15 protein-coding genes are annotated in these 21,095 nt (G+C 63.4%); 6 read left to right on the forward strand and 9 right to left on the reverse strand.

The annotated features are described in order from the left end of the window. The first annotated feature begins 6 nt into the window (after positions 1–6). The 6 genes from infB (at position 7) to ACWKWX_RS19850 (ending at position 8,070) form a co-directional block, all read left to right on the forward strand. A complete protein-coding gene (infB, locus tag ACWKWX_RS19825; protein ID WP_416422406.1) occupies positions 7–2,508 on the forward strand; it encodes a translation initiation factor IF-2 in 2,502 nt (833 codons plus the stop codon). 110 nt (positions 2,509–2,618) lie between these two features. Then, positions 2,619–3,020: a 30S ribosome-binding factor RbfA gene (gene rbfA / locus ACWKWX_RS19830; protein ID WP_416422407.1), complete on the forward strand. Its 402-nt coding sequence runs from the start codon at positions 2,619–2,621 to the stop codon at positions 3,018–3,020. Positions 3,021–3,023: 3 nt separating this feature from the next. Further along, positions 3,024–3,941 carry a tRNA pseudouridine(55) synthase TruB gene (gene truB / locus ACWKWX_RS19835; RefSeq protein WP_416422408.1) on the forward strand — a complete coding sequence of 306 codons (918 nt, stop codon included), beginning with the start codon at positions 3,024–3,026 and terminating at the stop codon, positions 3,939–3,941. A gap of 117 nt (positions 3,942–4,058) precedes the next feature. Next, entirely contained in the window at positions 4,059–4,328 is a 270-nt protein-coding gene (gene rpsO, locus ACWKWX_RS19840) for a 30S ribosomal protein S15 (RefSeq protein ID WP_158157548.1), read from the forward strand. A gap of 254 nt (positions 4,329–4,582) precedes the next feature. Next, complete coding sequence (gene pnp / locus ACWKWX_RS19845; protein ID WP_416422409.1) at positions 4,583–6,688, forward strand: polyribonucleotide nucleotidyltransferase; 2,106 nt, start codon at positions 4,583–4,585, stop codon at positions 6,686–6,688. A gap of 1,049 nt (positions 6,689–7,737) precedes the next feature. Continuing rightward, on the forward strand, positions 7,738–8,070 hold the full coding sequence (locus ACWKWX_RS19850; protein WP_416422411.1) for a BON domain-containing protein: 333 nt from the start codon (positions 7,738–7,740) through the stop codon (positions 8,068–8,070). Positions 8,071–8,149: 79 nt separating this feature from the next. Here ACWKWX_RS19850 and ACWKWX_RS19855 read toward each other — a convergent pair whose 3' ends face one another. The 9 genes from ACWKWX_RS19855 to ACWKWX_RS19895 all read right to left on the reverse strand — a co-directional run bounded on the left by ACWKWX_RS19855 (position 8,150) and on the right by ACWKWX_RS19895 (position 21,092). After that, complete coding sequence (locus tag ACWKWX_RS19855; protein ID WP_483828656.1) at positions 8,150–11,086, reverse strand: DUF748 domain-containing protein; 2,937 nt, start codon at positions 11,084–11,086, stop codon at positions 8,150–8,152. Between the two features lie 100 nt (positions 11,087–11,186). Further along, positions 11,187–12,203 carry a class I SAM-dependent rRNA methyltransferase gene (locus tag ACWKWX_RS19860; RefSeq protein WP_483828657.1) on the reverse strand — a complete coding sequence of 339 codons (1,017 nt, stop codon included), beginning with the start codon at positions 12,201–12,203 and terminating at the stop codon, positions 11,187–11,189. A gap of 54 nt (positions 12,204–12,257) precedes the next feature. Then, complete coding sequence (locus tag ACWKWX_RS19865) at positions 12,258–13,127, reverse strand: oxygenase MpaB family protein (protein WP_483828658.1); 870 nt, start codon at positions 13,125–13,127, stop codon at positions 12,258–12,260. 93 nt (positions 13,128–13,220) lie between these two features. Then, the gene (gene pgi / locus ACWKWX_RS19870) at positions 13,221–14,885 is read right to left on the reverse strand and encodes a glucose-6-phosphate isomerase (protein WP_416422415.1); all 1,665 of its coding nucleotides are present in this window, start codon (positions 14,883–14,885) and stop codon (positions 13,221–13,223) included. 216 nt (positions 14,886–15,101) lie between these two features. Next, complete coding sequence (panC, locus tag ACWKWX_RS19875; protein ID WP_416422416.1) at positions 15,102–15,956, reverse strand: pantoate--beta-alanine ligase; 855 nt, start codon at positions 15,954–15,956, stop codon at positions 15,102–15,104. Next, a complete protein-coding gene (gene panB, locus ACWKWX_RS19880) occupies positions 15,953–16,753 on the reverse strand; it encodes a 3-methyl-2-oxobutanoate hydroxymethyltransferase (RefSeq protein WP_416422417.1) in 801 nt (266 codons plus the stop codon). Before panB ends, panC begins: the two co-directional genes overlap by 4 nt. 328 nt (positions 16,754–17,081) lie before the next feature. After that, positions 17,082–17,564: a 2-amino-4-hydroxy-6-hydroxymethyldihydropteridine diphosphokinase gene (gene folK, locus ACWKWX_RS19885; protein WP_483828659.1), complete on the reverse strand. Its 483-nt coding sequence runs from the start codon at positions 17,562–17,564 to the stop codon at positions 17,082–17,084. Positions 17,565–17,568: 4 nt separating this feature from the next. Then, entirely contained in the window at positions 17,569–18,960 is a 1,392-nt protein-coding gene (locus ACWKWX_RS19890) for a polynucleotide adenylyltransferase PcnB (protein WP_473005344.1), read from the reverse strand. Positions 18,961–19,649: 689 nt separating this feature from the next. After that, positions 19,650–21,092: a sigma-54-dependent transcriptional regulator gene (locus ACWKWX_RS19895; protein WP_416422420.1), complete on the reverse strand. Its 1,443-nt coding sequence runs from the start codon at positions 21,090–21,092 to the stop codon at positions 19,650–19,652. Between the last annotated feature and the right edge of the window lie 3 nt (positions 21,093–21,095).

A 21,095-nucleotide genomic window follows, 5' to 3' on the forward strand; every position in this document is an offset into this window, starting at 1 on the left:
AAGTGCATGACGCAAGTCACGGTGAAAGAACTGGCCACAGAGGTCGCCGCACCGGTAGAGCGCCTGTTACAGCAGATGCGTGAGGCAGGTCTGCCGCACACCGACGCCGGACAAGTTGTGACCGATAATGAGAAGCAGGCTCTGCTGGCTCATTTGAAAAGCAGCCACAAGGCTAAAGCGGAAGAACCACGCAAGATCACCTTGCAGCGCAAGACCACCAGCACCCTGCGTGTGGCTGGCAGCAAGAGCATCAGCGTAGAAGTACGCAAGAAGAAAGTATTCGTGCAGCGCAGCCCTGAAGAAATTCAGGCCGAGCAGAAGCGCGAGCTGGAAGAGCGCCGTGCAGCCGAGAACGCTGCGCGTCAGAAAGCCGAACAGGAAGCTGCCCGTCAGCGTGCCGAAGAAGAAGCACGCCGTCCTGCCGCGCCTGCGTCGGCTGCTGCCCCGGCGCCTGCCGTGGAAGCGCCTGCCGCCGCTGCCGATGTAGCCGTTGCCCCTGCGCCGGTTGCCGACCGCAAGAAAGACGAGCCGCGTCGCCCGGACAAACCGCGCAACGACGACAGCCGCCGCAACGATGGCGAGCGCAAGAACGCGCCGCATCGTGCTTCGGTCAAGGAAAAAGAGAAGGCGCCGACTCCACGTGCCGCTCCACGCACCACCGACGAGGAAAGCGATGGCTTCCGTCGTGGCGGTCGTGGCAAGGGCAAGCTGAAGAAGCGCAACGCCCACGGCTTCCAGAACCCTACCGGTCCTGTGATTCGTGACGTGCAGATTGGCGAGACCATCACTGTCGGCGACCTGGCCGCGCAGATGTCGGTGAAAGCTGCCGAAGTCATCAAGTTCATGTTCAAGCTGGGTACCCCGGCCACCATCAACCAGGTACTGGACCAGGAAACTGCCCAGCTGGTTGCTGAAGAACTGGGCCACAAGGTGACCCTGGTCAGCGACACCGCCCTGGAAGACTCCCTGGCCGAATCGCTGAAGTTCGAAGGTGAGGCGTTCTCCCGTGCACCAGTCGTGACCGTAATGGGCCACGTTGACCACGGTAAGACCTCGCTGCTGGACTACATCCGTCGTGCCAAGGTAGCTGCTGGCGAAGCCGGCGGTATCACCCAGCACATCGGTGCGTACCACGTTGAAACCGACCGTGGCATGGTGACCTTCCTCGACACCCCTGGCCACGCCGCGTTTACCGCCATGCGTGCCCGTGGTGCCAAGGCCACCGACATCGTGATCCTGGTCGTTGCTGCCGACGACGGCGTGATGCCACAAACCATCGAAGCCGTTCAGCACGCCGTTGCTGCTGGCGTGCCGCTGGTTGTCGCGGTGAACAAGATCGACAAGCCGGGTGCAGACCTGGACCGTATCCGCAGCGAGCTGTCGGTACACGGCGTGACCTCGGAAGACTGGGGTGGTGACACTCCATTCGTACCGGTCTCGGCGAAGATGGGTACTGGCGTCGACGAGCTGCTGGAAGCTGTCCTGCTGCAAGCCGAAGTACTGGAACTGAAGGCAACCCCATCGGCCCCTGGCCGTGGTGTTGTGGTTGAATCGCGCCTGGACAAGGGCCGCGGCCCTGTGGCCACCGTGCTGGTTCAAGACGGTACCCTGCGCCAAGGCGACATGGTGCTGGTCGGTTCGAACTACGGCCGTGTACGTGCCATGCTCGACGAGAACGGCAAGCCGATCAAGGAAGCAGGTCCGGCCATTCCGGTCGAGATCCTGGGCCTGGACGGTACCCCGGACGCTGGCGACGAGATGAGCGTGGTTGCCGACGAGAAGAAAGCCCGTGAAGTGGCTCTGTTCCGTCAAGGCAAGTTCCGCGAAGTCAAGCTGGCCCGCGCCCACGCTGGCAAGCTGGAAAACATCTTCGAGAACATGGGCCAGGAAGAGAAGAAGACGCTCAACATCGTCCTCAAATCCGACGTCCGTGGTTCGCTGGAAGCTTTGCAGGGCGCTCTGAACGGCCTGGGCAACGACGAAGTGCAAGTGCGCGTGGTCGGTGGCGGCGTCGGTGGTATCACCGAATCCGATGCCAACCTGGCACTGGCCTCCAATGCAGTACTGTTCGGCTTCAACGTGCGTGCCGATGCCGGCGCGCGCAAGATCGTCGAGCAGGAAGGTCTGGATATGCGTTACTACAACGTGATCTACGACATCATTGAAGACGTCAAGAAAGCCCTGACCGGTATGCTCGGCAGCGACGTTCGCGAGAACATCCTGGGCATCGCCGAAGTGCGTGACGTGTTCCGTTCGCCGAAGTTCGGTGCTATCGCAGGTTGCATGGTCGTCGAAGGTACCGTTTACCGGAACCGTCCGATCCGTGTACTGCGCGAAGACATCGTTATCTTCGAAGGCGAGCTGGAATCGCTGCGTCGCTTCAAGGACGACGCCTCGGAAGTCCGTGCCGGCATGGAATGCGGTATCGGCGTGAAGAGCTACAACGACGTCAAGGTCGGCGACAAGATCGAAGTCTTCGAGAAGGTCCAAGTGGCTCGTACGCTCTAACACGCGAGCTAGAGGAGTGCACCGGGTTCGCCCGGGCACTCTAAACGCAACGCCCGGTCCGGCTCTTCGCCTGGCCGGGCGTTTGCCGCTTCAGTTACAGGTAAGAATTCATGGCAAAAGAATACAGCCGTACCCAGCGCATCGGCGACCAGATGCAACGCGAGCTGGCGCAACTGATCCGCCGTGAGGTCAAGGACCCGCGCGTGGGCCTGGTGACCATCACTGCCGTCGACGTCAGCCGCGACGTGGGCCATGCCAAGGTGTTCATCACCGTCATGGGCCAGGACAGCGCCGAGGACATCAAGCAGACCATCAAGGTGCTGAACTCTGCTGCAGGCTTCCTGCGCGTGCACCTGGGCAAGGAAATGAAGCTGCGTAGCGTGCCGCAACTGCACTTCCACTACGACGAAAGCGTCACCCGTGGTGCCCAGCTTTCCGCGCTGATCGAGCGTGCCGTGGCCGAAGACAGCCAGCACCAGGACGCCGACAGCAAACCAGGCACCGAGGAGTAAGCGGTGGCTCAGGTCAAGCGTATCCGTCGTAACGTCAGCGGCATCATCCTGCTGGACAAGCCGTTGGGCTTCACTTCCAACGCCGCCCTGCAGAAGGTCCGCTGGCTGCTCAATGCCGAGAAGGCCGGCCACACCGGCAGCCTCGACCCCCTGGCCACCGGCGTGCTGCCGCTGTGCTTCGGCGAGGCCACCAAGTTCTCGCAATACCTGCTCGATTCCGACAAGGGCTACGAGACCGTCATGCAGATGGGCCAGACCACCACCACGGCAGACGCCGAGGGTGAGGTTTTGCGCACTCGAGATGTAACCGTTTGTCGCGGCGACATCGAAGCCGTTTTGCCACAATTTCGTGGTGAAATCAGTCAGATACCGCCGATGTACTCCGCCCTCAAGCGTGATGGCCAGCCGCTTTACAAGCTGGCACGTGCAGGGGAAGTAGTGGAGCGCGAAGCGCGTTCTGTTACTATTGACCGGCTGGAATTGCTCGCCTTCGATGAGACCCGCGCACGGTTGTCGGTAGGGTGCTCCAAAGGCACCTACATCCGTACCCTGGTGGAGGACATCGGCGAGCAGTTGGGTTGCGGCGCGTACGTTGCAGAACTGCGTCGCACCCAGGCTGGCCCGTTCACGTTGGCCCAGACGGTCACCCTCGAGGAACTCGAGCGCGTGCATGCCGAAGGTGGCAACGAGGCGGTGGACCAGTTCCTGATGCCTTCTGACAGCGGCCTGCTGGATTGGCCCCTGTTGCAGTTCTCCGAGCACAGTGCGTTCTACTGGCTGCACGGGCAACCGGTTCGCGCCCCCGACGCGCCGAAATTCGGCATGGTGCGGGTGCAGGATCACAACGGTCGCTTCATCGGTATCGGTGAAGTGAGCGAAGACGGGCGCATCGCGCCACGTCGACTGATTCGGTCAGAATGACCGAACGAGGGTGGCTGTTAACAGGCACGGTTATCCCTCACTTTTAAATACGAGGATTTGTCCTCGGCCTGTTGGAAAGCCGGTCAAACGGTTTTCCTTAGTAATGGAGATGCCCTCATGGCACTTAACGTTGAAGAAAAAGCAAAGATCGTTGGTGAGTTCCAGCAAGCCGCTGGCGACACTGGTTCGCCAGAAGTGCAAGTTGCACTGCTGACTGCCAACATCAACAAGCTGCAAGGCCACTTCAAGGCCAACGGCAAAGACCACCACTCGCGTCGTGGCCTGATCCGTATGGTTAACCAGCGTCGTAAGCTGCTGGACTACCTGAAGGGCAAAGACACCACTCGTTACAGCGCCCTGATCGGCCGTCTGGGTCTGCGTCGCTAATAGCGGCCCGGGCTTGTGGTGTGCGCGGCGTGTTGCCTCCGTCGAACCCGGCGCCTGGCGCCGGAGCTGACGAACACGCCGTGCGTATCAATGAGGTTGGTTGACTGTCCTGTATCGGCGCCTAGGCGCTGATGCAGGGCAGGCTTCCAGCCTCAAGTTTTATCTGGACTGCCAAAAGGGGCCGATTCCCCTTGCTGCCCAAGAATTTCGCAAGAAACCAGTTCCCCCAGAGCCATTGAAGAAGGTAGGAAACCGTGAACCCGGTAATCAAGAAGTTCCAGTTCGGTCAATCGACCGTAACCCTCGAGACTGGCCGTATTGCCCGTCAAGCCTCCGGCGCCGTGCTGGTCACCGTCGACAACGACGTCACCGTGCTGGTCACCGTGGTAGGTGCCAAGCAAGCTGATCCAGGCAAGGGCTTCTTCCCCCTGTCCGTGCACTACCAGGAAAAGACCTACGCCGCTGGCAAGATCCCTGGTGGTTTCTTCAAGCGTGAAGGCCGTCCTTCCGAGAAAGAGACCCTGACCTCGCGCCTGATCGACCGTCCGATCCGCCCGCTGTTCCCTGAAGGCTTCATGAACGAAGTCCAGGTGGTCTGCACCGTGGTGTCCACCAGCAAGAAGACCGATCCGGACATCGCTGCGATGATCGGTACCTCGGCAGCCTTGGCCATCTCCGGTATTCCTTTCGAAGGCCCGATCGGCGCCGCGCGCGTTGCTTTCCACGAAAGCACCGGCTACCTGCTGAACCCAACCTACGAGCAACTGGCTGCCTCGAGCCTGGACATGGTCGTTGCCGGTACCTCCGACGCCGTGCTGATGGTTGAATCGGAAGCCAAGGAGCTGACCGAAGACCAGATGCTGGGCGCCGTGCTGTTCGCCCACGACGAATTCCAGGCGGTCATCAAGGCTGTCAAGGAACTGGCCGCCGAAGCTGCCAAGCCTACCTGGGCCTGGGCTCCTCAAGCCGAAGCCACCGAACTGCTGGGCGCTATCCGTGCCGAGTTCGGCGCTGCCATCTCCGACGCCTACACCATCACCGTCAAGGCCGACCGTTACGCTCGCCTGGGCGAGCTGAAGGACCAGGTTGTTGCCAAGCTGTCCGGTGAAGAAGGCCAGCCTTCGGCCAGCGACGTCAAGGCTGCCTTCGGCGAGATCGAATACCGCACCGTGCGCGAGAACATCGTCAACGGCAAGCCACGTATCGACGGCCGCGACACCAAGACCGTGCGCCCGCTGAACATCGAAGTCGGCGTGCTGCCGAAGACCCACGGTTCGGCCCTGTTCACCCGTGGCGAAACCCAGGCCCTGGTCGTTGCGACCCTGGGTACTGCCCGTGACGCCCAGCTGCTGGACACCCTGGAAGGCGAGAAGAAAGACCCCTTCATGCTGCACTACAACTTCCCTCCGTTCTCGGTGGGCGAGTGTGGTCGCATGGGCGGCGCTGGTCGTCGTGAAATCGGTCACGGCCGCCTGGCTCGTCGTTCGGTACAGGCCATGCTGCCAGCCGCCGACGTGTTCCCGTACACCATCCGCGTGGTGTCGGAAATCACCGAGTCCAACGGTTCCAGCTCCATGGCTTCGGTGTGCGGTGCATCCCTGGCCCTGATGGACGCCGGTGTACCGATGAAGGCACCGGTTGCCGGTATCGCCATGGGCCTGGTTAAAGAAGGCGAGAAGTTCGCCATCCTGACCGACATCCTGGGTGACGAAGACCACCTGGGCGACATGGACTTCAAGGTGGCCGGTACTGCCAAGGGCGTTACCGCCCTGCAGATGGACATCAAGATCAACGGCATCACCGAAGAGATCATGGAAATCGCCCTGGGCCAGGCCCTGGAAGCGCGCCTGAACATCCTCGGCCAGATGAACCAGATCATTGGCCAGTCGCGTACCGAGCTGTCGGAAAACGCGCCTACCATGATCGCCATGAAGATCGACACCGACAAGATCCGTGACGTCATCGGTAAAGGCGGCGCCACCATTCGCGCCATCTGCGAAGAGACCAAGGCTTCGATCGACATCGAAGACGATGGCTCGATCAAGATCTTCGGCGAAACCAAGGACGCGGCCGAGGCTGCCAAGCAGCGCGTGCTGTCGATCACTGCCGAGGCCGAGATCGGCAAGATCTACGTGGGCAAGGTCGAGCGTATCGTCGACTTCGGCGCCTTCGTCAACATCCTGCCTGGCAAGGACGGTCTGGTTCACATCTCGATGCTGAGCGACGCTCGCGTAGAGAAAGTGACCGACATCCTGAAAGAAGGCCAGGAAGTTGAAGTACTGGTGCTGGACGTGGACAACCGCGGCCGTATCAAGCTGTCCATCAAGGACGTAGCTGCAGCAAAAGCTTCCGGCGTTTAATTAGCCGATAGCAAAAAAGGGCCCTTCGGGGCCCTTTTTTTATGGCGAAGAATCGTATGGTGCCTGCCACCTGCCAACGATCTCAACCACCCCACGCACCGCCTTTGACCTTGATCCCGTGCGGCCCTTGATCTTGATTGTGTGCCCCATAAAGCGCCAGGGCCGACTGGAGGCGTTGGCCAAGCGGTCCCCGGCGTAGCCGGGGAAGACGGAACCGGAGGCGCTTCTATTCCGGGCCGTCGGCCGCTTGGGCGACGCCGGAGGGAGGGGACCCGCAGCGAAGCGTAGGGACCAAGCAGGGGCAAGCCTTTTTTGCTTACTTTTTGTGGCGTTTGACAAAAAGTGAGCCGCCGTAAGGGCGGAAAGGTGATTGTGCATCACCCTAGGTAATGGATATGTTCACGATATGTGGATCCCGCTTTTGAGGGTTTCGGACATATCCATTTTCGCGGTGCGATCACCGACCGTTTCGCCCTTACGGCGAGTAACTTTTTGGCAGTCGCCCCAAAAAGTCACCAAAAAGGGCTTGCCCCTGCTTGGGCCCTCCGCTGCGCTACGGGTCCCCTCCTTCCGGCGTCGCCCAGGCGGCAAACGGCCCCCGCTATAAAAGCTGGCGGGTTGCCGTTTCCTTCGGCTGCGCCGAAGGGCCCTGCGGGCTGCCGCCTGGTCAACGCCTCCAGTCGGCCCGGGCGCTTTACGGGGCATACGATCAAGATCAAGAGCCAGATCAACAGCAGATCAAAAGCCAGATCACAAGCAGAACACAAGCAGATCACAAGCAGATCAACTGCAGATTACAAGCAAAGGCGAGGTGGGTGGGTGCAGGCGGTTAGCCTTCACCCAGTTCTTTAGCGGACATGCAACTTGCACGCGGTTTTTGCCGCGAGCATGCAGAATGCACGAACAGCAAAAACGAGGAGTTTTTTAAGGTGTTGATTTTAAAGGATTTTATTTAATCATCAGGTTGGCACACGCCCTGCAACGGTATAGCTAACCCTGCAGCCAGGCATGCCTTGGCGCAGACTTCTCGAAAAACAGGAGTGACTCGTATGAAAAAGTTCGCTATTGCTGCCGCTACTGCCACCGCCCTGACCCTGGCCATGGGTAACTTCGCGTATGCCGCCACTGCGAGTGAAACCGCAGCCAAGACCGAACAAGCCGGTTCCGACACCTGGATCACCACCAAGGTGAAAGCCAACCTGCTGACCGAGAAAGGCATTCCTGGTAGCGACATCACCGTCGAGACCAACCAAGGCGTGGTAACCCTGGCTTCGAAGGCAGGCACTACCCTGACCTCGGCACAGAAAACCACCGCGGTGAACATCGCCAAGCACACCAAGCACGTCAAGTCCGTGTCGGCTGACGCGCTGGAAACCCAATAATCGATTCATGCGACGGGCACACGGACTGTGCCCACTCAAAGCCCCGGCCGTGTGCCGGGGCTTTTTTTTGTGGGTCAGGTCAATCCGCTTCCAGGTGCAGGTTGGTGACCACGGTGCCGTCTTTCTGGGCATCGCTGATGATGGTGTCGATCAGGAACACCTTCTCGTCCGGCAACTGGCCTTTGTCCACCAGGAAGGCCTTGATGGCCGCCGAACGAGCCTGGCCCAGGGTGCGCAGCAGCTGCTCGTCCGTGCTCCAGGCCTTGATGACCGCGTCACGCAGGTTGGCATCGCGCTGTTTCTTCTCCAGCTGATCCCACTCGGCAGGCGGCGCCTGGTTGAGGCGGGTGCGGTAGATGGCCGGCAGCATGGGGGCTTTCTCGTCCTCGGGCACCACCAGCAGCGAGGCCTGGGCGGGCACCTTGTCGCCGCGCCGCTGGAGGATCTTGAAGTAGGTGGCCTGGTATTCACGCTCCAGGCGCTGCTGGGCCACCAGCGGGCCGTCGCTGCTGGCCGCCGCGCCGCCTTCCACCTCCAGGTGCAGGCCGGGGCGGGCCTTCATGCCCGCTGCCAGCTTCAGCAGGTTGTCCTGGGCGCTCGGGGTCAGGTCACTGGCGCCGGGGGCGAAGGCGATGTTGCTGAGGTCTGCCGAATCGCCACCGCTCACCAGCCCGCCCAGCAACTTGAAGGGCGCGGCCACGGCCTTGACCACCAGGTTGCGCAGGGTCTGCCACACGATAGGCATCACGCTGAACTGCGGGTTGTTGAGGTCGCCGGTGATCGGCAGCTCGATGTTGATCTGGCCGTTGACGTCCTTGAGCAGGGCCACCGCCAGCTTCACCGGCAGGCTCACGGCGTCGGGGCTGTCGACTTTCTCGCCCAGCTCCAGTTGGTCCACCAGCACTTTGTTCTCGGCCTTTAGCTGGCCCTTGGTGATCACGTAGTGCAGTTGCAGGTTCATCCGCCCCTTGCGGATGCGGTAGCCGGCGAATTTACCGGAGTAGGGCGTCAGCGTGGTCAGTTCCAGGCGGTTGAAGCGCGTGTCGATGTCCAGGCTGGCCATGGGGTCGAACGGCGTCAGCGCGCCGCTGATGGTCACCGGCGCGTAGCGGTCGACCTTGCCCTTGATGTCCACCTTGGCCGGCTTCTGCTGCTGGCTGTCGATGGTGCCAATGGTACCGGTGAGGTTCTGGATGTTGGTGGCGAAGTTGGGCGTCAGGCTGAAGTCACCGAAATACGCCGAGCCGTCATTGATGGCGATGCCACCGATGTGAATGGCCAGTGGCTTGCTGGCGACCGCAGGCTTGGCGTCGGCCTGGGCCTTGGGGTTCTCGGCCTGGGGTATCAGCAGGTCCTTGATGCTGGTGGTGCGGTCTTCGTTGATCATGAAGCGCGCGTACGGCTGCATCAGGGTGACCTTGTCGATGGTCAGGCTGTTGCCGTGCTCGTAGTCCAGGCCATCGAGCTGCAGCTGTTCCCATTTGACGAAGTCGCGGTTTTTCACCGTGTCCAGGGTGTGCAGTTGGTCTACCTGGGCGCGACCGGTGACGCTCAGGGTCAGCGGGTCGATGTTCTTGAGCGTCACCGCCAGGTCGCTGCCGAGCATGCCGCTGCGCAGTTCCAGGCGAATGAACGGGCTGATGTAGGCCTGGGCCACGCGCAGGTCGATGTCCTGGGTCTTGACCTTGAGGTTGGCGGTGACCGGCGCCAGGTTGACCTCGCCGGCGGCGCTGAGCTTGCCCTGCTTGCCCAGGCCGGTATCGAGCTTGAGGGTGAAGGGCGATTTGTTCAGGCTGTCGAAGTTCTGCACATCGACGTTCAGCGGGCCCAGCTCCAGCGCCACCGGCTCCTTCTGCAGGCGATCGGCCAGGTGCACCTGGTAGTCGCGCAGCTGCACGTCCTTGAGCAGCACCTGCCAGGGCTTGCTCGGCGCGCCAGGCACCGGCTTGGCCTCGGGCTTGGCGTCGGCGGTGGCCGGCGCGGTTTTTTCCTGCGGCGGTGCGGCGGTTTTCTGGCTGGCGAACAGCTTCTGCCAATCGAGCTGGCCATCGGCTTCGCGGGCTGCCCAGGTTTCCAGCTTGCTGCTACGGATCTTGCCGACGGTCACCAATTGCCTGGCCAGGTCCACCGAGGTGTCGCTGACGTCCAGGCGTTCGAGCTTGACCAGCGGGCGGCCGTCCGGGGCGTTGAGGGCGAAGGGCGCGATGCTGACCGAGGCGTTGGTGAGATTCAGCTCGGTGTTTTTCGACAGGTCCAGCGAGTAATCGGTGCTGAGGTTGAGGATGCCGTCCTGCAAGGCCAGGGGCAGGGCGTCACGCACGTAGGGCCACCAGACCTTCATCTTGCCGTCGGTGACCTTCAGGCTGCCCTTGGAGGTGATCGGCACCAGGCTGATGCTGCCTTTCCAGTCGATCTGGCCGCCGTCCGGGCCAGCGGCCACCAGGGTCATGTCGGCGTTGTCCTCAGGCAGGGTGCTGAGGTTCTTCAGCTCCAGGTTCATGGAGTTGTAGAGGAACTCGATGGGCTCGCTGGGGCGCACGTCCTTGAAGTGCAGGTAGCCTTCGCTGAGCTTGATGCTGCCCACCCGCACCGGGAAGGGTTTGCTCGGCGGCTGGTCAGGCTTGGCCGGCTCGCTGGGCGGCAGCTTGAACAGCTGCGCCAGGTTCAGGCTACCGTCCTTGTTGAACAGCAACTCGGTGCGCGGCTTGTCCAGCTCGATGGCGTCCAGGTGCAGGGCCCGGGTCCACAGGCTGTCCACCTGCAGGTTCAGGTACAGGCGCTCGAAGCCGACCTGTTCGATGCCCGGCTCGCCGATGTGCAGGCCCCACAGGGTCAGCTCCAGGCTGAAGGGGTTGAACTCCAGCCGCTCCAGGTGCGCCGGCACGCTGGAATACTTGGCCAGCTGGGAATTGGCCACCCGCAGCCCGATGCCCGGCAGAATCAGGAAGCCCAGCAGGCTGTAGAGCGCGAGCGCGGTCAGTACGGCGCCGATGGCGCGTATCAATCCTTTGGGCATGGGGGGGCATCTACGTCTCGGAATAGGAGTGCTTGGAGTATGGCACGCCTATCTGGTTCCGAAGAGGTGTCCGCTTTATGTGTAGGATTTTTCTGGAAACTTACAGTTGCAGCACCAGGGTCTTCAGCGGCGGCTGGCCGTCCATGGACGGGAAATCACTGGCCGGGGTGATCACCTGCCAGTCACGCACCGGCCGGCCGGCTTTCTCGGCGCAGCGCAGCACCTGGTCGCGCCAGTCGTCGAAGGCCACCTTCGCCAGGTTGTTGCAGCAGATCAGCACGCCGTCGTCGGCGGTGGTCAGCAGCGCTGGCTTGAGCAGGCTCTGGTAGTCGCGCAGCAGGTCCACGGTGCCGAAGGCGCTCTTCGCCCAGGCCGGCGGGTCGAGGAACACCAGGTCGTACTGGCGTTGCTCCATGCGCGGGTAGCTGGGCAGCTTCTGGCCGCGGCGCTGGCTGATGGGCAGGCCGGCCAGCTGGCGGATGGCCGGGAAGTAGTCCGACTGCACGAAGGTCATGGGCAGCAGCGTCGGGTTCAGGGCGCCGTTTTCCTTGCCCACGGCCAGGTTGCCTTCGGCGAAGTCCAGGTTGCACACCTCGCGCGCGCCACCGGCTGCGGCGGCCAGGCCGACGCCACAGGTGTAGGCGAACAGGTTGAGCACGCTCTTGCCCTGGCTGTTGGCCTTCACCCAGCCACGGGCGTTGCGCAGGTCCAGGAACAGCAGCGGGTCTTGCCCGGCATGGCGGCCGCGCACGCGGTAGTCCAGGCCCCACTCGTGGCCCACCAGGTCAGCCAGCGCAGCGTCGTCGGCCTGGTACACGCTGTCCTGGCGGTCGATGCGCGAGTTGCCCTTGGAGCGATCGTTGTAGACCAGCAGCAGCTCCTGGCCCAGTTCGGCGTTGATGGCGGCGTGGATAGCCAGCAGGTCGTCGCGCTCAAGGCTGGTGTGGAAGCTTTGCACCATCAGCTGCGGGCCGTAGCGGTCCACGGTGAGGCCGCCGGCGCCTTCCTGGCTGCCGTGAAACAGCCGGTAGCAATCGGTGCCCTGGGCGTGCAGTTGCGCGAGGAGGTCTTTGCGGGAGTCGAGAGCGGCGCGCAGCGCCTTGTTCACGGTGGACATGCGCTGTACGCCTGGAAAAAAAGAGGCGCGTAGTTTAACAGGAGAACACCCGCCTCAGGCGATGCCCATGCGCCGCCGGGCGCGGTGGGCAGAGCCGTCGCGCACGGCCCAGCGCAGCACCGGCGCGGTGCCGTTGATGCCCGTGCGCACCAGCCGGCGCTTGAAGTCGCTTTGCGGCAGTTCGAGCATGGCGCTGGCCCAGTCGGGCAACAGGTCTACCCCGGCCTGCATCATCAGCGCGCCGAACGGCTTGGCCAGGCGGCTGGGCGCGGGTGCGTTCATCAGCAGGCGTACCACTTCGCGGCTGCGGTGGTCGCACACCAGTTGCGGGCGAATGCCCTCCAGGTACTCGGCAATCTCCTGGCGCGAGGCGGGCACGTGGCGCGCGCCCAGGCGTTCGGCCACCAGGGCGATCTCCGCGTAGTAGCGGTCCTGGTCGGCGGCCGGCAGGTGCGGGTTGCGGTAACGCAAGTGCGCGGCGAGGAAATGGCTTACCTCGGCCACGTGCACCCAGGTCAGCAGGTCCGGGTCGCTGGCGGCATAGGCGCGGCCGTCCTCGGCGTGGCCCACTACCTGCAGGTGGATGGTGCGCACCTTGTCGATCAGCCAGTCGGCGTCGCGAGTGGCACCGAAGGTGGTGCCGGAGATGAACTGGCCGGTGCGGCGCAGGCGCCCGAGCATGTCGGTGCGGAAATTGGAGTGGTCCCACACTCCGGCCAGCGCCAGTGGGTGCAGCGCCTGCAGCATCAGCGCGCTGATGCCGCCCACCAGCATGCTGGTGAAGTCGCCATGCACCTGCCAGCACACCGCCTGGGGGCCGAACAGGCCGGGGTCACCCTTGGGGTTTTCCAGGTCCAGCCGGCCTAGGGACAAGCCGGTCAGGCTCAACACTTGTTTCTCGATACGACGACGAATGAATTCCATGAATAATCTGGGTCAGGACGCGGCCTGCGGCCGCTGCTACGGGGGTTATTGGTGCCTAAAAAGAAAATCCCCTCCGGAGAGGGGATTTTTTCGTCAACCGCGGTGGCGGCCGCGGAAGTAGTTGATCAGGCCCTGGGTGGAGGCGTCCTCGGCAGGCTCTTCGATGCCGCCGGTGAGGCGCTGGTACACGCCCTTGCCCAGTTCCTTGCCCAGCTCCACGCCCCATTGGTCGAAGGCGTTGATGCCCCACAGCACGCTCTGCACGAACACCTTGTGCTCGTACATGGCCACCAGGGCGCCCAGGCGGCGCGGGCTGATGCGTTCCACCACCAGGGTGTTGCTCGGGCGGTTGCCCGGGATCACCTTGTGCGGCGCCAGCTTCTGGATCTGCTCTTCGGGCATGCCCTTGTCGCGCAGCTCGGCTTCAGCCTCGGCGCGGGTCTTGCCCAGCATCAGCGCCTGGCTCTGCGACAGGCAGTTGGCGAACAGCCACTGATGGTGGTCGGCCACCGGGTTGAAGCTCACCACCGGCACGATGAAGTCGGCCGGGATCAGCTGGGTGCCCTGGTGCAGCAGCTGGTGGTAGGCGTGCTGGCCGTTGCAACCCACGCCGCCCCAGATGACCGGGCCGGTGTCGGTGGTGACCGGGCTGCCGTCCTGGCGCACGCTCTTGCCGTTGGACTCCATGTCCAGCTGTTGCAGGTGCTTGGTGATGTTGCGCAGGTAGTGGTCGTACGGCAGGATCGCGTGGGCCTGCGAGCCCCAGAAGTTGCCGTACCACACGCCCAGCAGGGCCAGCAGCACCGGCATGTTCTGTTCGAACGGCGCGGTCTGGAAGTGCTGGTCCATGGTGTAGGCACCGGACAGCAGTTCCTTGAAGTTGGCGGTGCCGATAGCCAGGGCAATCGGCAGGCCGATGGCCGACCACAGCGAGTAGCGGCCGCCTACCCAGTCCCACATCGGGAAGATGTTCTCTTCACGGATGCCGAAGGCCACGGCCGCGGCGTTGTTGCTGGACACGGCGATGAAGTGGCGGTGCAGCTCGGCTTCCGAACCGCCCTGGGCCAGGTACCAGGCGCGGGCGGCCTGGGCGTTCTTCAGGGTTTCCAGGGTGCTGAACGACTTCGACGAGACGATGAACAGGGTGGTCTCGGCGCGCAGCTTGGTGGCCAGTTCGTGGAACTCGCTACCGTCGATGTTTGCCAGGTAGTGGCAGCGCACGCCTTTCTGGGCGTACGGCAGCAGGGCTTCGGAGACCAGCTCCGGGCCCAGGAACGAGCCGCCGATGCCGATGTTCACCACGTCCGTGATCGGCTTCTCGGTGTAGCCGCGCCACAGGCCGTCGTGGATGCGGGTGACCAGCTCGGTGATCTGGTTCAGCACCTTATGCACTTCGGGCATGATGTTGGTGCCGTTGACGTTGAGCTTGTCGCCTACCGGGCGGCGTAGGGCGGTGTGCAGCGCCGGGCGGCCTTCGGAGGCGTTCAGCAGCTCGCCGGCGAACATGGCCTTGATGGCGCCCTGCAGGTCCACTTCACCGGCCAGCTTGACCAGCAGGTCGCGGGTCTCGGTGGTGATCAGGTTTTTCGAGTAGTCGAGGAACAGCCCGCAACCACTCAGGGAAAATTGGTGAAAACGCTGCGGATCGGCCGCGAAGGCTTCGCGCATGCTGAAATCCTGCATGGCCTGGCGGTGCTGGGTAAGTGCCTGCCAGGCGGGCAGAGCGGTAACGTCGTGGGGGGTACGGTAATACGCCATCGCTGCGGGTTTCCTTGTACTTAGAACAGCCTTTGGGCACGGTCGGGTCCTGGCCAGTTGCATAAATTTTGCAACCTGTGGGAGCTGGCTTGCCAGCGAGCTTTCCGGCCCGCAAAAAGCTCGCTGGCAAGCCAGCTCCCACAGTAACCATCTACAGCGCATCTGTCTGCGCGGTGCCCGGTACTTTTAACAGTTCCGGGCCTTGCAGCATAGCAGTCAGGCGTCGAGGTTCAGGTGCAGGTTGTCGATCAGCCGGGTGCTGCCGATGTAGGCGGCGGCGATGATCACTACGTCACGGTCCTCGGCGGTGGCCGGGCGCAGGTTGATGCCGTGGCGAATCTCGAAATAGTCGGTCTTGAAGCCGGCGGCGGTGATCTGCGTGCGGGCCTCATCCAGCAGGCGGCCGTAGTCGCGCTCGCCGGCCTCGATGGCCTTGGCCACCTGTTGCATGGCGCGGTACAGCGCAGGGGCGGCAGCGCGTTGCTCGGTGGTCAGGTAACCGTTGCGCGACGACAGCGCCAGGCCGTCCTCGGCGCGCACGGTAGGCTCGCCGATGATCTGGATGGGCATGTTCAGGTCACGCACCAGCGCGCGGATCACCGCCAGCTGCTGGTAGTCCTTCTGGCCAAACACGGCCAGGTCCGGCTGGACCATGTTGAACAGCTTGCTGACCACGGTGGCCACGCCCTCGAAATGGCCAGGGCGGCTGGCGCCACACAGGCCTTCGGACAGGTGCGGGACGCTGACACGGGTCTGCACGCCCATGCCGTCGGGGTACATTTCTTCAACGGTGGGGGCGAACAGCAGGTGGCAGCCGGCTTGCACCAGTTTTTCCTGGTCGGCGGCGAGGGTGCGCGGGTACTTGTCCAGGTCCTCGGCAGGGCCGAACTGCAGCGGGTTGACGAAGATGCTCGCCACCACGAAGTCCACGCGCTGGGCCGCCTTGGTCACCAGTGCGGCGTGGCCGCTGTGCAGGTTGCCCATGGTGGGCACGAAGCCGATGCGCTTGCCTTCGCTACGGGCGCGGGCCACGGCGGCGCGCAGTTCTTTGACGGTTTTTACGGTGTTCATGCATTAAATCCGTGTTCGGTACCCGGGAAGCTGACTTCCTTGACGGCGGTGACGTAGGCGCCCAGGGCGCTCTGGATGTCTGGCTGGCCGGCCATGAAGTTCTTCACGAACTTGGGTACGCGGCCGGTCAGCGACAGGCCCAGCATGTCGTGCAGCACCAGTACCTGGCCGTCCACGGCGCTACCGGCGCCAATGCCGATGACCGGCACCTTGACCGCCTGGGTGATCTCGGCGGCCAGCTCGCTGGGCACGCATTCAAGCAAAATCATCGCCGCGCCGGCCTGTTCCAAGGCGATGGCGTCGGCGCGCATCTGCCGCGCCTGGGCTTCGTTGCGGCCTTGCACTTTATAGCCGCCCAGCACGTTGACCGTCTGCGGCGTCAGGCCCATGTGCGCGCACACCGGCACGCCGCGCTCGGCCAGCAGGCGGATGGACTCCGCCAGCCAGGCCGCGCCTTCCACCTTGACCATGTGGGCGCCGGCCTGCATCAGCTGGGCGCTGTTGGCGAAGGTCTGCTCCAGGGTGGCGCAGGCCATGAACGGCAGGTCGGCCAGGATCAGCGCGCCCTCGTTGCCGCGCTTGACGCTGGCCACGTGGTAGGCCATCTCGGCGTTGGTGACCGGCAGGGTGCTGTCGTGGCCCTGCAGGACCATGCCCAGGGAGTCGCCGACCAGCAGGATTTCCACGCCCGCCTGGCAGGCTGCCTGGGCGAAGGTCGCGTCATAGCAGGTCAGCATGGCGATTTTCTCACCCTTGAGCTTGAGGCTCTGCAGGGTGGTCAGGGTGATTTCAGGCATCAAAGGGGTCCTCTTTCAGGCGCCGTGAATACTGCTAACAGTTAGCGGATCAAACACAACATCATCTGCCGTGATGTTTGGGAAACGACCGTCAACCGGCCGTTCCGCGCCGTTTTGCTGCGTTAGTGAGCAACGGGATGCCTATAGTCGTGAGGAGGGGGCGGGAAGTCAATTGGATGTGTTACGGGTGTGTTACTGGGTGGGGGGATTGTGTGTTACCGGGACGGCAGACGGCCCCGTAGCCGCTGCCGCCAGGCTGCGCTGGCGATTGAATTCGCAGGGGATTTCGCGGGTGTATGCGAGGTCCAGCGCAGCCTGGCGGCAGCGGCTACGGAGTTAAGCGCTCGAGGCCTTCAAACGGGCAAGCAGCCAATAGATCGGCCAAAGGCCGTCCATCCGCCAGGCGCAGGTCGGCCGGCGCCAGCTCGGCCAGCGGGTACAGCACGAACGCCCGCGCGTGCATGTGGTAATGCGGCACCTTCAACCGTGGCTCGTCGATGACCCGGTCGCCGAACAGCAGCACGTCCAGGTCCAGGGTCCGCGGGCCCCAGCGCTCGGCGCGCACGCGGCCCTGGTCGTTCTCGATGGCCTGCAGGCCGTCCAGCAGCGCCAAGGGCGCGAGCGAGGTTTCGAGCCGCGCCACCGCGTTGGTATAACGCGGCTGGCCGGGTGATAGCGACTCGCTGCTGTACAGCGCCGACACCGCCAGGCCCTGGCTCGACGGCAACTGCCCCAGGGCCTCGATGGCCTGGCGCAGTTGCTCGGTGGGCTCGGCCAGGTTGCTGCCCAGGCCGATGTACACGACTTCCATTGGCTTACTCGCCCGAATCCGCCGCTGCGCCACGCTTGCGCTTGGCGCCAGTGCGCTTGCGCTTGCGTGGGCCGGCGCCGGTTTCGTCCTTGCTGCCCAGGTCGCGGATCATGTCGCGGCGTTCGCTGTCATTGGCGTCCTGGTAGTCGGTCCACCACTCGCCCAGGCCCTCGGTCTGCTCGCCAGCGCTTTCGCGCAGCAGCAGGAAGTCGTAGCCGGCGCGGAAGCGCGGGTTGTCCAGCAGCAGGTCGGCGCGTTTGCCGCTGCGGCGTGGCAGGCGCTCCTGCATGTCCCAGATCTCGCGGATCGGGATGGTGAAACGCTTGGGAATGGCGATGCGCTGGCACTGCTCGGCAATCAGCTGGTGCGCGCCTTCCTGCATGGCCGGGATCGGCGGCATGCCACGTTCCTGCAGGTGCAGCACGCGGGCGGGCAGGGCCGGCCACAGCAGGGCGGCGAACAGGAAGGCCGGGGTCACCGGCTTGCCCTGCTTGACGCGCAGGTCGGTGTTCCTCAGCGCTTCGCTGATCAGCGTGTGCGTGTAGGTCGGCTGGTGCTCCAGCGCGTGGGCGCTGGCCGGGAACAGCGGGTCGAACAGCTGCAGGTCGACCAGCATTTCGAAGGTGTCCGAGGCGTGGCCCGAGAGGAACAGCTTCAGGCTTTCCTCGAACAGGCGCGCCGACGGGATCTCGCGCAGCATGGGCGCCAGCTCGCGGATCGGCGCGGCGGTGTGCTTCTCGATGCCGAAGTCCAGCTTGGCGGCGAAACGCACGGCCCGCAGCATGCGCACCGGGTCTTCCTGGTAGCGCTGCACCGGGTCGCCGATCAGGCGGATCAGGTGGTTGCGAATGTCGTGTACGCCGTTGGCGTAATCGAGGATGCGCTCGCTCACCGGGTCGTAGTACAGGGCGTTGATGGTGAAATCGCGGCGCTGGGCGTCCTCTTCGAGGGTGCCGTAGACGTTGTCGCGCAGGATGCGACCACTTTCGTTACGCGACGACTGGTTGCTGTCTTCCTCTTCTTCATCCTGGGGATGATTGGCGCGGAAGGTAGCGACCTCGATGATCTCGCGACCGAAATGGATATGCACCAGCTTGAACCGACGGCCGATCACCCGGGCGTTGCGGAACTCCGCACGCACTTGCTCGGGGGTGGCACTGGTGGCGACGTCGAAGTCCTTGGGGGTGATGTTGAGCAGCATGTCACGCACGCAACCGCCCACCAGATAGGCCTGATAGCCAGCGTTTTGCAGGCGTTCGACGATGCTCACCGCGTGGCGGCTGAACTGGTTGCGCTGCAGCGAGTGTTGCCCGCTATTGAGCACTTCGGGCGTGGTCCGCAGGTGTTGCGGGCGACGCACGGGGGGACGGATAGACTGGAACAGCTTCTTCAGCATGGGATGCACTGTTTGAAGGAATGTTCGGCCATGAATGGAGAATGACCGCATGATGGGCGGGGATTCTAGCATTTAGTCAGGGGATGGTGTAGGACACTGCGCAACGAGGGGGACGAAACGTGGAAACTACAAGGGGAGCCGAAGCTCCCCAAGGAATGTAGTTGCGTGCTCTTCTTGTTTTTTTGATCGGGCTTCTTGTTTTTGTTAACGCCCTACCCACGTGGTCTTCGCCAGTGAGTGGCTCCCTAACCGGGAGCAAGAGCAAACGGATTGCTTTGGTCGCTGAGCTGCTTTCATCCCATGCCGTTCTGCTTTTCAGTGCAGTTTTTATTGGTCTTTGCCTGGGTGTGGGGCGGGCCCCAATTACAACGCCTCTCCAAAAGAATCAGTTAGCTGCGCCTCCGCCGTGTTGTTCTTGTTATGCGTGAGCCGTTTCATCTTGTTTTTATTAGAGTGTGTCATTGCTTATTGTTGTTCTTGTACCAAATACATAGCAGGTGCCGTGCCAACTTTTGAAAACCCTTGTAAATCAAGGCTTTCGGCTGCTTGGTGGCCATCGGCCAGTGCCTGAAACGGACAAAATTCGTTACCGTATGCCCCGGCATCTGTTACGCCGGCAAGGTGGGGGTAACAGTTTGTCACTCCCCCCTTTTGTTACCCCGTGACACCGCGTAATTAGCTGAAACGTATCAGCTTTCGCTGGCCACGCCCGACTTGCGCCGTGGAATACCCAGGCGCTGGCGGCGCTCCCACAGGCACTTGCGGCTGACGCCCAGCTTGCGTGCCAGCTCGGTCTCGGTCATGTGGTCCTGGTGCTCGAGCACGAAGTGCTGGAAATAGTCTTCCAGCGACAAGTCCTCGGTGGGTTCGTGGTTGCCGCCGCCGACGTTGCTCGCCGGTTGCGCGGCCATGGCGTCGAACGCCTCGTCGTCGAGGTCTTCCAGTTCGATGTCGATGCCCAGCAGCTCGGCGGAAATTTCCGCGCTCTCGCTGAGGATCACCGAACGCTCCACCGCGTTTTCCAGTTCGCGCACGTTGCCGGGCCACGAGTAGTGACGGATGGCCTGTTCGGCGTCGGCGGCGAAACGCAGGTCGTTGCGGCCGATGCGCGCGCTCTGGCGGGCCAGGAACGCGTTGGCGATCTCGTTGACGTCGGCGCCGCGCTCGCGCAGGGCCGGCAGCTTCAGGGCGATCACGTGCAGGCGGTAGTACAAGTCCTCACGGAACTGGCCGACCTTGGCCAGGCTCTTGAGGTCGCGGTGGGTGGCGGCGATCAGGCGTACGTCCACCTTCTGTGATTGCACCGAGCCCACGCGGCGAATCTCGCCTTCCTGCAGCACGCGCAGCAGGCGCGCCTGGGCCTCGAGCGGCAGCTCGCCGATCTCATCGAGGAACAGAGTGCCGCCGTCCGCCGCTTCCACCAGGCCGGCGCGGCCGGCGCTGGCGCCGGTGAACGCGCCCTTTTCGTGGCCGAACAGCTCGGACTCGATCAGGGTTTCCGGAATGGCGGCGCAGTTCACCGAGATCATCGGTGCCTTGGCGCGGCGCGACAGGTTGTGCAGGGCACGGGCCACCAGCTCCTTGCCGGTGCCCGACTCGCCCTGGATCAGCACGTTGGAGTCGGTGGGCGCCACCTTGCGGATCTTGCTGTACAGGTCCTGCATGGGCGGGCACGAGCCGATGATGCCGATCTCGCCATTGGCGTTCTCGGCGCCGGCGGCGGCCTTGGCGTTGCCATTGCCGGCGCGTTCGGCCGGCGCGGCAGCCGGGGCTGGCGCGCTCTGGCGGTCACGCAGGATGCGCGCCACGGCCTGCAGCATCTCGTCGTGGTCGAAGGGCTTGGCGATGTAGTCCACCGCGCCCATTTTCATCGAGTCCACGGCCGAGCGCAGGCTGGCATAGCTGGTCATGATCAGCACCGGCTTGCCCTGGCCCAGCTTGATCAGCTCGGTGCCCGGGGCGCCAGGCAGGCGCAGGTCACTGACGATCAGGTCGAACGTGGGGATGGAGAAGCGCTCTTGTGCCTCTTGCACGGAGCCGGCTTCGCTGACCTGGTACTGATTCCGTTCAAGCAGGCGGCGCAGGGCAGAACGAATAATGGTTTCGTCTTCGACGATCAGAATATGCGGCATTGA

The sequence above is a fragment of the Pseudomonas imperatae genome, from assembly GCF_057128625.1.

Coding starts and splice junctions, on each gene's coding strand:
- infB (WP_416422406.1), top strand. CDS start 7: ATGACGCAAGTCACGGTGAAAGAACTGGCCACAGAGGTCGCCGCACCG.
- pgi (WP_416422415.1), bottom strand. CDS start 14,885: ATGGCGTATTACCGTACCCCCCACGACGTTACCGCTCTGCCCGCCTGG.
- rbfA (WP_416422407.1), top strand. CDS start 2,619: ATGGCAAAAGAATACAGCCGTACCCAGCGCATCGGCGACCAGATGCAA.
- ACWKWX_RS19855 (WP_483828656.1), bottom strand. CDS start 11,086: ATGCCCAAAGGATTGATACGCGCCATCGGCGCCGTACTGACCGCGCTC.
- ACWKWX_RS19865 (WP_483828658.1), bottom strand. CDS start 13,127: ATGGAATTCATTCGTCGTCGTATCGAGAAACAAGTGTTGAGCCTGACC.
- panC (WP_416422416.1), bottom strand. CDS start 15,956: ATGAACACCGTAAAAACCGTCAAAGAACTGCGCGCCGCCGTGGCCCGC.
- panB (WP_416422417.1), bottom strand. CDS start 16,753: ATGCCTGAAATCACCCTGACCACCCTGCAGAGCCTCAAGCTCAAGGGT.
- ACWKWX_RS19895 (WP_416422420.1), bottom strand. CDS start 21,092: ATGCCGCATATTCTGATCGTCGAAGACGAAACCATTATTCGTTCTGCC.
- ACWKWX_RS19850 (WP_416422411.1), top strand. CDS start 7,738: ATGAAAAAGTTCGCTATTGCTGCCGCTACTGCCACCGCCCTGACCCTG.
- rpsO (WP_158157548.1), top strand. CDS start 4,059: ATGGCACTTAACGTTGAAGAAAAAGCAAAGATCGTTGGTGAGTTCCAG.
- ACWKWX_RS19860 (WP_483828657.1), bottom strand. CDS start 12,203: ATGTCCACCGTGAACAAGGCGCTGCGCGCCGCTCTCGACTCCCGCAAA.
- folK (WP_483828659.1), bottom strand. CDS start 17,564: ATGGAAGTCGTGTACATCGGCCTGGGCAGCAACCTGGCCGAGCCCACC.
- ACWKWX_RS19890 (WP_473005344.1), bottom strand. CDS start 18,960: ATGCTGAAGAAGCTGTTCCAGTCTATCCGTCCCCCCGTGCGTCGCCCG.